The sequence below is a fragment of the Cellulomonas humilata genome (assembly GCF_013359775.1).
Lineage (GTDB): Bacteria > Actinomycetota > Actinomycetes > Actinomycetales > Cellulomonadaceae > Cellulomonas > Cellulomonas humilata.
In genome coordinates, this window is sequence record NZ_JABMCI010000028.1 from 1 (window position 1) to 336 (window position 336).

At 77.4% G+C, this 336-nt stretch carries 1 protein-coding gene; it reads right to left on the bottom strand.

Annotated features, from left to right (window positions below; all coding sequences use genetic code 11):
* Window positions 1-336, bottom strand: a 336-nt coding sequence (locus HP550_RS00160) for a hypothetical protein (RefSeq protein WP_175345577.1), incomplete at both ends; no start/stop codon positions are given.

The window sequence follows — 336 nt, forward strand, 5'->3', positions numbered from 1 at the left end:
CGGGGTCGCAGAGCTCGCGACCCGGGCGAGCTCGTCGAGGTGCCCCAACGGCACCGACCCCGCCCGCACCCCGGCCGCGACCGTGCCCATCGAGACCAGGGCGTCGGCCTGCCGCACCACCCGGGACGCCTCACCCAGACCCGAGCGCATCGAACGCGCCTGGGCCGCCTCGAACGACCGGTCCCCCGGCCGCAGACTGTCCCCCGCATCGCGGTCCGCGACCAGCAGGTGCGCCCGTGCCTCGGCCAACGCCGCCTCCGAGGCCCGCACCACCGCCAGCACCGACGCCCGGTCCGCACCCGTCCACGCCCGCGAATCCCGAGCCACGACAGCCAG